The sequence below is a fragment of the Nonomuraea sp. NPDC050536 genome (assembly GCF_044457685.1).
In the GTDB taxonomy this organism is placed as follows: domain Bacteria; phylum Actinomycetota; class Actinomycetes; order Streptosporangiales; family Streptosporangiaceae; genus Nonomuraea.
The window spans coordinates 1-10606 of record NZ_JBITHD010000045.1 but is presented as its reverse complement, the minus strand read 5'-3'; the positions used below and the strand labels follow the sequence as shown (position 1 = coordinate 10606).

Annotated in this window: 14 protein-coding genes and 1 pseudogene; 6 read left to right on the top strand and 9 right to left on the bottom strand. The window is 67.4% G+C overall.

Annotated elements, in window-relative coordinates; genetic code table 11:
• Positions 1 to 179: 179 nt before the first annotated feature.
• From ACIBHX_RS52135 to ACIBHX_RS52125, 3 genes are read right to left on the bottom strand one after another with little or no spacing between them, the layout of a single operon-like run.
• Positions 180 to 788: a TetR/AcrR family transcriptional regulator gene (locus ACIBHX_RS52135; protein ID WP_397076479.1), complete on the bottom strand. Its 609-nt coding sequence runs from the start codon at positions 786 to 788 to the stop codon at positions 180 to 182.
• Positions 789 to 797: 9 nt separating this feature from the next.
• Entirely contained in the window at positions 798 to 1100 is a 303-nt protein-coding gene (locus tag ACIBHX_RS52130; protein ID WP_397076478.1) for an alpha/beta fold hydrolase, read from the bottom strand.
• Positions 1100 to 1597 (bottom strand): hypothetical protein, encoded by a 498-nt coding sequence (locus ACIBHX_RS52125; RefSeq protein ID WP_397076476.1) that lies wholly within the window; start codon positions 1595 to 1597, stop codon positions 1100 to 1102. Before ACIBHX_RS52125 ends, ACIBHX_RS52130 begins: the two co-directional genes overlap by 1 nt.
• A gap of 42 nt (positions 1598 to 1639) precedes the next feature.
• On the opposite strand from ACIBHX_RS52125, the gene ACIBHX_RS52120 reads away from it, so the two are divergent.
• Complete coding sequence (locus tag ACIBHX_RS52120; protein WP_397076474.1) at positions 1640 to 1831, top strand: hypothetical protein; 192 nt, start codon at positions 1640 to 1642, stop codon at positions 1829 to 1831.
• A gap of 512 nt (positions 1832 to 2343) precedes the next feature.
• On the opposite strand, the gene ACIBHX_RS52115 is transcribed toward ACIBHX_RS52120, so the two are convergent.
• Positions 2344 to 2997: a hypothetical protein gene (locus ACIBHX_RS52115; protein ID WP_397076472.1), complete on the bottom strand. Its 654-nt coding sequence runs from the start codon at positions 2995 to 2997 to the stop codon at positions 2344 to 2346.
• A gap of 380 nt (positions 2998 to 3377) precedes the next feature.
• Between ACIBHX_RS52115 and ACIBHX_RS52110 the strand changes: the two genes are divergently transcribed.
• Complete coding sequence (locus ACIBHX_RS52110) at positions 3378 to 3812, top strand: DUF6196 family protein (RefSeq protein WP_397076471.1); 435 nt, start codon at positions 3378 to 3380, stop codon at positions 3810 to 3812.
• Between the two features lie 323 nt (positions 3813 to 4135).
• A complete protein-coding gene (locus tag ACIBHX_RS52105; RefSeq protein WP_397076469.1) occupies positions 4136 to 4432 on the top strand; it encodes a DUF1905 domain-containing protein in 297 nt (98 codons plus the stop codon).
• Positions 4433 to 4640: 208 nt separating this feature from the next.
• Here the strand turns inward: ACIBHX_RS52105 and ACIBHX_RS52100 are convergent, their stop codons facing one another.
• Complete coding sequence (locus ACIBHX_RS52100) at positions 4641 to 5141, bottom strand: hypothetical protein (protein ID WP_397076468.1); 501 nt, start codon at positions 5139 to 5141, stop codon at positions 4641 to 4643.
• A 111-nt stretch (positions 5142 to 5252) separates the two neighbouring features.
• On the bottom strand, positions 5253 to 6290 hold the full coding sequence (locus ACIBHX_RS52095; protein ID WP_397076466.1) for an FAD-dependent monooxygenase: 1038 nt from the start codon (positions 6288 to 6290) through the stop codon (positions 5253 to 5255).
• A 76-nt stretch (positions 6291 to 6366) separates the two neighbouring features.
• On the opposite strand from ACIBHX_RS52095, the gene ACIBHX_RS52090 reads away from it, so the two are divergent.
• The gene (locus ACIBHX_RS52090; RefSeq protein WP_397076465.1) at positions 6367 to 6954 is read left to right on the top strand and encodes a TetR/AcrR family transcriptional regulator; all 588 of its coding nucleotides are present in this window, start codon (positions 6367 to 6369) and stop codon (positions 6952 to 6954) included.
• 129 nt (positions 6955 to 7083) lie between these two features.
• Here the strand turns inward: ACIBHX_RS52090 and ACIBHX_RS52085 are convergent, their stop codons facing one another.
• The 3 genes and pseudogenes from ACIBHX_RS52085 to ACIBHX_RS52075 form a co-directional block, all read right to left on the bottom strand.
• Positions 7084 to 7989 carry a hypothetical protein gene (locus ACIBHX_RS52085; protein WP_397076463.1) on the bottom strand — a complete coding sequence of 302 codons (906 nt, stop codon included), beginning with the start codon at positions 7987 to 7989 and terminating at the stop codon, positions 7084 to 7086.
• Positions 7986 to 8525 carry an RNA polymerase sigma factor gene (locus ACIBHX_RS52080; protein ID WP_397076461.1) on the bottom strand — a complete coding sequence of 180 codons (540 nt, stop codon included), beginning with the start codon at positions 8523 to 8525 and terminating at the stop codon, positions 7986 to 7988. The genes ACIBHX_RS52085 and ACIBHX_RS52080 overlap by 4 nt, the downstream gene beginning before the upstream one ends.
• Positions 8526 to 8838: 313 nt before the next feature.
• Positions 8839 to 9015, bottom strand: a pseudogene (locus ACIBHX_RS52075) (VOC family protein); the annotation flags it as partial.
• A gap of 112 nt (positions 9016 to 9127) precedes the next feature.
• On the opposite strand from ACIBHX_RS52075, the gene ACIBHX_RS52070 reads away from it, so the two are divergent.
• Positions 9128 to 9319 (top strand): hypothetical protein, encoded by a 192-nt coding sequence (locus ACIBHX_RS52070; protein WP_397076482.1) that lies wholly within the window; start codon positions 9128 to 9130, stop codon positions 9317 to 9319.
• A complete protein-coding gene (locus ACIBHX_RS52065) occupies positions 9277 to 9996 on the top strand; it encodes a serine/threonine-protein kinase (protein WP_397076481.1) in 720 nt (239 codons plus the stop codon). The genes ACIBHX_RS52070 and ACIBHX_RS52065 overlap by 43 nt, the downstream gene beginning before the upstream one ends.
• Positions 9997 to 10606: the final 610 nt, after the last annotated feature.

Below are 10606 nucleotides of genomic sequence, written 5' to 3'. Positions count from 1 at the left end.
CGACATCACCGCCCGCAGCCTGTGACCCGCAGCCTCCCAAGGAGAGGTAGACCAAGCCCGGTGACGACGAACGGCCCCGGTCCATCCATGTGGACCGGGGCCGTTCCAGGGGCGGCCGGAGTCCGCCATAAGGACAAACGCCGCCGGCTATGCCCCTCAACCGCAGTGGTCCCGCTGGGTCAAGCCGCTGCCGGCCCGAACAGGCGGTCCAGGTGGTAGTCGATGATCTTGGTGGCGGCCTCGTGGCTGCGCTGTCGGCTGAGGACGCTGGAGGTCAGGCCGTTGGCGAGAGCCAGAAGGCCGGCGACTTCGGTACGCGGGTCACGATCGGGGGCGATGTCCCCGGCCTGCTGCGCGGCGATCAACCGTAGGGTGAGGAAGTTTTCCAGTGCGTTGGGCAGGGCGGGCCCGACCGCGGCGAGCGCCGGGTCGGTGAGGGCCGCGGTGTAGTAGGCGGTCCATGCCATGGAGTCCAGTCGGCTCTGCTCGTCGAAGGGCAGGATCGCGCCGAGGACGGCGGTGAAAACGCCTCGCGTGGACAGGCCGCCCGTGGCAGCGGCGGCCCGCTGCTTGACCCGGCGGTCCATGCGGGCGCCCAGCTCGGTGAGGCCGGACTCGAGCAGGGCCTGCTTGTTCGTGAAGTAGTACTGGACGACGCGCAGCGAGACCCCGGCCTCGGCGGCGATCTCACGCATCGACACTGCCTGCAGGCCGCGGGTGCTGGCGATGCGCAGCAGCGCCTCGGTCAGTTGGCGCCGCCGCTCATCATGGTCCACGTGTCTGGGCATGGCCGTTTCCTAGCTGTGCTTCGGCGTTGCAGACCCGGCCCGTGCCTGGCCGGGGAAGGTGAGGATCCGATCGATGACCAGGTCCGGAGCTTCGACGGGCAGCGCGTGTCCGGTGTCGGGCACGATCTCCACGCGCCAGGACGGTGCGATGTCGGCCAGCCGCGCGGCCACCACCTGCGCGTCGTGCAGCGCGCTGCGGGCGCCCAGCAGCACCTGCACGGGAACGGACAGCTTGCGCACCTGCTCGTCGGTGTAAGCGGGTGGGATGGGCAGGCGCCGACGGAAGGACCGGCCGGCCAGCATCAGCTTCATCAGCACATCCTCGCGCAGCGTGCCGTTGCACACCGCGCCGGCGACACGGCGTCGCAACGCACGAGGAAGCATGGCGGCCATACCGCCGACGATGACCCATCGGTGGAACCCACCACGTGTGCGCGCTCGGCGCCGACCGCGACTAGAACGTCGGTGAACCAGCCGCCGACCTCGGCACCGGTCGCGAGCGGCAGTCTCTGAACCGAGCGGCCGGGCTCGCCGAGCGGGTCGACGGCAAGGACCGGACGCGTGCGCGCCAGCGGCTCGATGTAGCGGTACCAGGCCAGCGCGTTCCCGCCGGCGCCGGCCACCAGGACCACGGGATCCCCCTCGGCGGGCCCGGCCCGGTGGATCCGCACAATGCCGGCGCGGGTCTCCACGTCGATGGCGTCCGCCGGCACCGGCCACAGCTCGCCGAGCACCCGGTCACAGACGGCGTAGTACTTGTCACGGGCAGAGTCGCTGGTGAAGGCGGACGGCCGATCAAGCATGCGCATGGTGACCCCATCTCCCGAATGGATACAGTCGTATCCTAACAAGTGGCCGGCGAGGCCGCGACGGCGGCGGTTGAGTGGGCGACGGAACGCGTTCCCGATCTGCCCGTCATCGCCCGTGGGCGCCCGGCCAACACCGCCTCTCAACGGGTGGCGGTGCGCGCTGGCCTGGTACGGGCTGAACACCTCGACATCGCCGGCTTGGACTGGACCTTCGCGAAGAACCTGCTTGGCTGAGCCGCGTCGTCACGCTGTCGTTCGAGTTCGCAACAATCAGCCCCTACTGACCTTGCTGCCTGGCGGCACCGTGCCGGGGGGGCGAGTACCGAGTCTCGGGGTGCTGCTACTTCTCACCGACATTCCGGACCCGAGCAACCCCCGCCTGCTGTCAAAACTGACCGGCAAACGCTGCTGCCACTCGCCAGCAAAATCACCTGGCGCTGACGCCGACCCCACCCCACCGGCCTCGGAGGCGGTAGAGCGCGGATTCGTTGGGCACGTCCTCGACCTCCTGCTCGGCACCGCTCCCGAGGTCCACAGCAGCCCTCACGGTCCCGTCGTCCCAGGCTTCGGTACTTCCCTGTACCCCTACTACTGATCGGTACGGCTCGCAGCGCCCGATCGTGGCGGCAGAAACGCGGGAAGGCCCGCCCAGATGAGGGCGGGCCGTCATCGTGGAGCTGCCTGGGCTGGCCCGGTCGAGGGGCCTCGTGTGCTGCAAGAGCTGCAGACGTACTGCCCGGGACCGCCTACCCCACCTGGTACAGCCAGTACGACTCGCTATGCGGAGCACCCGGCGGCTGGTAGGCCTCCACCGTCGCGCCCTCGTATCCGTAGGTCGTCGAGACCGTGCTCGTGGTCCCCGTCTCGTAGTCCTCGTACTTCTCTTCGTAGTCCTTCGTGATGAACATCTGGCTGGTGTCGTAGACGCTTTCCACGATCACCCGCCCGGGTCCGAACACGCCGATGAGGTCCTGCCGGAACAGCTTCAGGCGGGCCTTGCATCCGGTGCACGGCCCGATGTTGCCGACCACCACGACCCGGATGTGGGCGCCATAAGGGAACGAGGAATGAAGCGCCTCGATCCAGTCCCAAGCTTCCTGCAGGACGGCGACCTCGCTGTCCTGCTTGGACATGCGCGCCTGCGCCTTGTCGACGCGTCCCTGGTAGCTGCGGCTGGCGTCTTTGGTCTCCGCCAGGGAGTAGCGCGTCGTCCCCCCGGAACGCGCTCCCGCGATCGGGGTCTTGTAGCTGTGCGCCTCGTCGAAGGAGAGGTCTCCGTTGACCATCACCAGCGCCCGGGAGAACAGGCCCGCGCCCTTGGTGCGGATCTCTGCCAGCGACTGTGCGATCTGCGGTGCCGCAGGGTCTGAGGTGAGGGCTTCGGGGGGCGTCGCGGTCATCGTGGTCCTCCTTGACCAGGGAGAAGAACCTCAGCCTTTCATCCGGAAGGGTGCTGTCAAGGGACGTCAGTGTCCGGCTCCGGTCAGCCGGCTCCGCGCAAGAAGGCCCTCTACTCGGGTCCGTGTCACCAGTCGCAAAGTAGCTGTGAGTGATCGGCTCTCATCGTCTAATGGGGGAGCCAGGCCGCGTCGTGGCTGTTCATCGACCCGAGGAGAAGACTGGTTTCCCGGTTTACTGCGGAGCGCTCGGCGGGCCAACCCCGGAACCTCGGCTGGTGCGGCGCGGTTACTCTTACCACTCCGGGCTGCTCTTCATCGGACCCCAGGCCGACCGGCCCGCCGGACGAGCCGGCGGGCCGCAAGAATCAGGAGGCCACGTCATGGTCAGTGTCAGCATGGAGACTCCGCAGCAGACCGAGGAACGCCTGCGCCATGTGATCGCCCTCGCCGACTTCGTCGTTCACGACGGCATCTGGTGCTTTGAGGAGTCGCCCGCAGACCGGCCACCGGCGCTCACCGCCGACACACTGGCAGTGGTCCGAGACAACGAAAGCTGGAGTTGCCTGGTTCCCCACGACCAGCGGCACCAAGATGTCGAACAGTTCGGGATCTTCTCCTTTCACTTCCCGGCCGAGCTGGACAACAGCGGCTTCGTCGGCTGGCTGGCCACCCACCTGAAGGCTGAGCTGGGGACCGGCGTGTTCGTCGTCTGCGGCAGTAACCGTGCCCGCGGGGGGATCTATGACTACTGGGGCTGCCCCATCGACATGTTGAACGAGGCCATCGCGCTCATCGTGAGACTGCGCACCACCTGACCTGGCTGTGTCCCGGGGTCGAGGCCAGCGCGCTCTGGACGTGTCTGTCGATCTTGTGGCCTGCGGTGTCGTTCGTGCCCACCGGGCCCTCGACTCGCATCCGGAGTAAAACCGAAGGCGAGGCACGAGCCTGGGCCGACTGCTGAAAGACCCGCAGTCAAGGGTCACTGCCACCTGGGACAGCGACCGCCACGCGATCCACTGCCGACACTCCACGCCAGCCGCGAGAGGTACTGGCGGTGGCCTACATCATCGTCTCCGGCCCCCCGACCGGAGACTCCGCGGTGATTGTCGGACCCGCCTGCGATGCTGTGCTCGTGGTCGTGGAATTCGATGGCGAGCTGTGGATCTGGGATGCCCGGCGGGATGACAGCTGGACCTTCGTCAGCCTGCCCGTCGAGGACTCCGAGGAGATCCAGGACCTGGTGGGCGGGTTGCGGCACGGGTTCGGTTCGGTGCGGGTGCGGGTGACGATCGGCAGGAGCAACTGGAGGACCTCGATCTTTCCCGACAAGGGGCGCGGCTGTTACGCGCTGCCGATCAAGCGAGCCGTTCGCGAGGCCGAAGGCCTCAGCGCCGGTGACGTCGCGAGCGTGACCGTCGAGCTTCTTGACGCCTGAATCGCGCCGTGAGCGTCGAGGTGTCGGAAAGACTGCTGTCACTCGGTACGCGCGATTGTGTTAGCGCAGGTCCTCATGGGTCTTTCCTGGACTGAGAGCGCATCCGATCAAGCGCAGTCACTATGGACCCCGATCTGCGGCGGCTGGAGGCTGCCCGATGGCGAGAGAGCCGTGGCCGACGCCACGCGGGTCGACGGCGGCGGCGAGGTCAGGAGTCGCCGTCCTTCTCCGGGTCGAACGGTTCCAGAGGGCGGGTGCCGAGCACGTACCTGGCCAGCACGCGTGGCAGGCACGCCTGCACACCGGCGAGTTCCTCCCGGTCGATCGACCAGTCCATGGTCGCGGGCCTTCCGTCCAGGAGGATTGCATAGATGAAGTCGTTCCAGCGCCCGTACGAGCTGAGCAAGACCATCTCGTCCGGCACGTCCAGGTCCAGGACGACGTAACGGGCGTACTCCTCGTCGGTCTCCGGGCAGAGGAGGGCCTCGGCCGTCACGGCTACCGCGTTGTCGCGGGTATCCGGACCGAGCCACGCCCACATCGGCGGGCGGCCCCGGCAGTCGAGGCCGCGCCTGGCCATCTCCGCCACCATCTCTTCGTACACCGGCTGGTACGACGAGACCAACAGGCGGCCCCAGTCGCCGGCCAGCTCGCCGCCGGTCTCCAGCGAGTCGAGGACCGCCCGGTGCTGCACCGTCCACAATCGCACCGGGCGATTGTGGCAAAGACAGCACAGTACGATCCACGCAATTAACGGGGCATGACGAGCATCGGACTGAGAAGTCTCGGCAGCAGGCCGCGGGACTCCACGCATCGTGTGTCAGGCGGGTAGCAGGCGCATGAGGATGTTGCGCGGGCCTTCCCAGCGGTGGCCGGCCAACCTCGTCATCTGGCGGGACATCGCCACGACACGTTGAGCAGGCCGTCTGCGCTGGGCGTCGTACGCGCGCAATGCCGATCGCACGTCGCCGGCGGTGTCCAGGCATGTGGTGAGGGCGGCCGCGTCCAGCAGCGCCTGGCATGCGCCTTGCCCAAGGGAGGGGGTCATGGCGTGGGCGGCATCACCCACCAGCGCCACGTTGCCGACGATGAAGGACTTCAGGCGCGGGGACAGGTCGTAGATCTCATGCCGCAGCACGGCCTCCTCATCAGCCTCGGCGAGGAGGCGCGGGATCGGGTCGTGCCAGCCGCCGAAGCGGGCGCGCAACTCATCGAGGGTCTCCCGATGACCTTCCGGTGTCGCCACCGCGGCGTACCAATTGGTCGACCCCGGTTCCTGGGGCGTGATGCCGAGCACCTGGCCGGCCCCCCAGGTCTCGCCATACGACGGCGGGTTGAATCGCGCGACACCCCGCCAGGCCACGATCCCTGAGTAGCGTGGCCGCACGGTGGCGCCGAAATAGGCCTCGCGTACTGTGCTGCGTAGCCCGTCCGCTCCCACCACCAGGTCATACTGCCCGCGCAGGGCTTCCGGATCGGTGATCTTCGTGCCGGTCTTGATCGCTGTGTCCCCCAAGGCGTCGACCAGCAGATTCATCAGGGAGATCCTGGACAGCATCAGCACGGGGGCGCCGCCCTTGCGTTCGATGCGTTCCAGTGGGAGGTCCGCGATCCGCTCGCCGTGCGGCGTACGGATGACGGCCTGGCGATAGGGGACGGTACGGCGGAGCAGCTCCTCTCGCAGGCCGAGCTGCGCGAGGGCGGCCTGCGCGTCGGGACGCATGCCGAGCGCCGTGCCTTCGGGATTGATCTTTGGCCAGCGTTCGAGCACGGTCACCTCCCAGCCGATCCTGCGTAGGCCGACGGCGGTCGCCAGTCCGCCGATCCCGGCTCCCACGATCGCGGCGGTTCGTTTCATGTCGCTTCCCTTCATCAACTACCCCATCTGTGGTACCACTATTGTGGTGAACGGACAAGCTGCGATGATGAGGGCCATGGCGGAGAACCGGGATCGGCGCGACTTGCTGCGTGACGCCGCGATCGAGGTGCTGGCCCGTCAGGGCGGCAGAGGGCTGACCCATCGAGCGGTCGACCATGAGGCCGGGCTGCCCGAGGGCACGGCCAAGAACTACTTCGCCAGCCGCGACACTCTCCTGCAGGGGGCGGCCGAGCGCTGCGTTGAGCGTTACTGGGCTGATCTTCGCTTGATGGAAGCCGCCAAGATCGAGGGGCGCAGGCACCTCGTCGCGCTGCTGCGCGAGCTGCTCGATCGTGCTCTCACGGCGAACAGGTCCAGGGTACTGGCCTACGTTGAGCTGCATGCCGAGGCCGCGCGTCGGCCGCGCGTGCAGGAGACGATGGCTGAGCTCACCCGCGCCGACCTGGCGCTGCACCTGGAGGCGCACAGGGCGGCCGGCCTGCCGGCGACCCGGCGGAGCGCCGCGATGGTCACGATGTGCGTGAACAGTGCGCTGACCTACCTGCTCGCTCAACCGCCCGAGACGCTCAAGGCGTACGGCCTCGACGACCTCGACGCGTTCCTGACAGACCTCATCGACACCGTGTATCCCCCAGCAGGCTGAGGACTCCACTCAACGACACGTCCGAGGCGGGTCAGACGGATGGCGGGAGTCGTCAGGAGCGGGTCGCGGTGATGGCGTCGAGCCCGGGCGGCCCAACGGGGCGGCCCGGGCGAAGGCTGGACGGTCAGGTCAATCCCGCACAACTCTGGTGGGCCACGAGGCCACCACAAGCCTTACCGTGTTCTTGTCGTGGCCGCCCCACGCCTCGTGCACGTACCAGGTGTCGGGGACGGTCTCCGGCCGCAGGATGTGGCTCTCGTAATCCCAGTTCTGGCTGCCCGAATCCTCTGGTTGGGCGCCGTAGTACTGCTGGATCGTGGCGTGCCGCTCCTGCACCAGGCGCTTGACCTCGGCGACCGTTTTGTTCTGGAGGTCGATCCCCTCCAGAACCTCACCGCGAGCGGTTGGGTCACCTGCGGACTCATACCGTTCGCCGGGACGGGCGGCCCGGCCGAAGAGGATGTTGACGTGCTTTTTCAGGTCGACGGGAATGCTCACCCCGGCCTTGCACCAGGTGCTGCCGCAGTCGGAGTCGTCGTCGATCTCCTTGATCTTCGAGACGAGGTGCCCGTTGGAGGTAACGGTCGTTTCTCCCTCGATCTCCGCGTCGATCATCCGGCCGACGAGGCTCGGTGACGCGGGTTCCAGCCGCAGGTCGACGTCCAGGCCATGCGCGGTGAATTCACTGCGATAGCGCTCGGGGTCTGCGTTCGGGTCAACGATCCGGACGTCGATGTAGTCGTCGTTCCTGGTGAACGCCAACGCTTCAGCGGGGCCCACGTGTACGGGGCCGACGTCGCCTGGCCGTACGACGACTGTCACGGCGAGCGCCGCGCCCGCCAGGATGGCGGCGGCTGGAACGGCGATGAGCCACCGTGGCCGGAGCCGCTGCCGCCGTGTGACCGTCGGGGACGACCGCGGGGTGTCGATGATCTCTTGCAGGGTTGCGGAGAGCGCCGCTGAGTCCGCTCGCACCTGCCTGGCCGGGTCGTGCGCTTCGAGCATGATCTTGAGCTGCTTGAGATCGTTGTTCATATGACGCTCTCCCCATAGGACCGATGGCGGGTGGTGGCAGAAGGTGGCTCGTCGGCGAGCAGATGCCGGAGCCTTTTGCGTACGCGATGCAGTCGCATCGCAGCCACAGGCCTGGAACAACCGACGACGGCCGCGGCCTGGCGGAGGTCGAGTCCCTCCCAGCACACCAGAAGCACCAGTTCCCGGTTGGCCTCGCTCAGTTCGTTCAGCGCGGCCACTGCCGCGTGGCGAGCGGCGACTGCGCGAGCGTGGTCGTCTTCGACGCCGTGGCGTGTCATGTCCTCACTCAGCCAGTCGACGAGCCCGTCTTGGCGCTTTTCCCTTCTGATCAGGGGCATCGCGAGATTCCGGGCGGTGACGTACAGCCAAGGCAGCTCCCGATCGTGGGGGAACTGGTCGTACTTCTCCCAGGCGATCTTGAACGTCTCGGCGGCTATGTCCGGGGCGTCCGCCGGGCCGACCCGCCGTAACGCGTACCGCAGAACCGACTCGTAATGCTCGTGGAACATGCGGGTGAAACTTGCTTCATCGTTCAAGCTCCGTCTCCTGTTCAGCATTCCGGCGCGTCTGGCACCGTCTACTGAGTAGGTGTTGCGGGCCCTCCGGATATCACCAGCCAATGGAGAAAAGTCCCACACCGCGTCGGAACGACCATGGCCTCGGACGCTCACGAGGCGGCCTGACCGCCAAGCTGCACCTGCCACCATGTCGATCGTGATCACGGCGACCGAGCCGTGGCCACGAGGTAGGACGAACTCGCGGTCCGCTACGAGGCGACCGTTCGCATCGCGGCCATCAACGAGTGGCTGTGACCAGCAGTCCTGCGAAACCCAGGATGGTGTGTGAGCTTCAGGAACTCATCGCGGCTCGGTCGGAATCGCTGCGAAGAACACAGAATTCATTGCCTTCAGGGTCAGCAAGGACTGCCCAGCCAGCGCCATCAGGATTCCGGTGATCGGTGACAAAGGTGGCACCGAGGCCCAACAGCCGTTCCACCTCATGCTCACGCGAAGTCTCAGGGCGCAAACCATGCGCGCAAGCCTTCCTGACTGCCGTTCCAGACGCCACCGAGTTGCGCTCAGTCTTCGCGTACGGATCACCAGCCGTACCCTGAGGCTTGGTATGCCGGAGGTGGGCGGTGGAGCGCGGAGAGCTGCTCGACCTCGATGGGGCTGTCCACCCGGACCTGCCCCGACGCTTCGAACGCGAGGCGGTGGCCGCCGCGCAGATCAACCACCCGAACGTGGTTGCCCTGTACGACCGGGGTATCCACGAGGACCTGCTACGCTGGCAGGTACCCCGGAGTACGGCGCACCTGAGCAGTTCCTGACCGAACGCGGCGACGAACGCTCGGACTTGTACGCACTGGGCGGCGTGCTGTTCGCCCTGCTCACCGGCCGGCCCCCCTTCACCGGACACCACGCCATGGCAATCATGCGACGGAAGCTGGACGAAGACGCGCCACGCCTTGACTCGCTCCGCCCCGAACTGCCGCCCGCACTGAGTGAGCTCGTCGCCGAACTCCTGGACCGAGACCCCGCGCGACGGCCCGCCTCGGCACGCCAGGTCCACGAACGTCTCCGCCACATCTGGGCATCCGTTGGCGCCACCGCCCCGTCACCGGTTTCGGCCGGACCGGCCGTACTTGAAAAGGTCGTTGCGCCAACAGGCCCGACGCGGCGGCTGCCAGAAGACCCAAGCCCCGTCGACGTGTCCTGGACCGGCAAGGAACCCTTGTCCACCTACGCCAACATGCTGCACAAACGGGGCTGGAAGGGACTGGCGACCTTGGCGGCAATCGGGGCGCTGGCGTCGGTCATCGGCTTCTACCTGGCGTCGGGGCTTCGCCTCGAGAAACTGCCTGGTGAGGAGACGGGTCCGGGGTTTGTTCCTTTCATGGTCGGGGTGCTCGGAGCCATCCTTGCCGTCAGCACTGCGATTTCGACGATTGGCCGGGCCTATAGTGAGCATCTGCTCAAAACAGGACGGGCTGGGCGCTGTACGTAGGACCGCACTACCTGGCGACCACCAGCGTCACGGGACGGCGCGAGTTCACCTGGGACCAGGTCCAGCGCGTCACCATCGAGGCGATCTGGCCCCAGGGCGGCAGCGTCGAGGAGATCCGGGGCACGGCCAGGCATCTGTACAACGGGGTGGAAGTCGGGGTACGCAGGGGCGCCCCTCGGCGAGTGCCTGGGCGATCTCCTGGTAGAGCGCCGCCACGTTGGCCACCGGTCCGTCCGCCGGGTTGAAGGGGACGGTCCGGTACGCGTCGGGGACGGGCACCCGGTCGCCGGCGGACCGGATGTCCCAGTCGCTCCAGTGCATATAGGCGCCCGGTCTGGGCTGCGAGACGGTCAGCGTGCCCTCGGATCCCACGAGCTTCACGAAGAATCCGTCGGGGCTCCCGCTGCCCCCGTGCACTGCGACCCCCGTAGAGCGGTGCTTCGCGCCAAGGTGGAGCCTGCCAAGGCCGCCGTGGCTGTGGGAGTTCCGGGTCATGTCAGGGGCGGTGTCAGGATGGCGACGGCCTGGTATCAGAGCGGTTGGAGATGGTGGATGTCGAAGGAACACAGCACAAGGAGCGCATGATGCAGAAGTTCGAGACCCTTGCCCC

Excerpts from the sequence above, each read along its gene's own strand:
- ACIBHX_RS52130 (WP_397076478.1), bottom strand. The coding sequence starts at position 1,100 with ATGAAGCTGATGCTGGCCGGCCGGTCCTTCCGTCGGCGCCTGCCCATC.
- ACIBHX_RS52125 (WP_397076476.1), bottom strand. The coding sequence starts at position 1,597 with ATGCGCATGCTTGATCGGCCGTCCGCCTTCACCAGCGACTCTGCCCGT.
- ACIBHX_RS52095 (WP_397076466.1), bottom strand. The coding sequence starts at position 6,290 with ATGAAACGAACCGCCGCGATCGTGGGAGCCGGGATCGGCGGACTGGCG.
- ACIBHX_RS52115 (WP_397076472.1), bottom strand. The coding sequence starts at position 2,997 with ATGACCGCGACGCCCCCCGAAGCCCTCACCTCAGACCCTGCGGCACCG.
- ACIBHX_RS52085 (WP_397076463.1), bottom strand. The coding sequence starts at position 7,989 with ATGAACAACGATCTCAAGCAGCTCAAGATCATGCTCGAAGCGCACGAC.
- ACIBHX_RS52090 (WP_397076465.1), top strand. The coding sequence starts at position 6,367 with ATGGCGGAGAACCGGGATCGGCGCGACTTGCTGCGTGACGCCGCGATC.
- ACIBHX_RS52110 (WP_397076471.1), top strand. The coding sequence starts at position 3,378 with ATGGTCAGTGTCAGCATGGAGACTCCGCAGCAGACCGAGGAACGCCTG.
- ACIBHX_RS52135 (WP_397076479.1), bottom strand. The coding sequence starts at position 788 with ATGCCCAGACACGTGGACCATGATGAGCGGCGGCGCCAACTGACCGAG.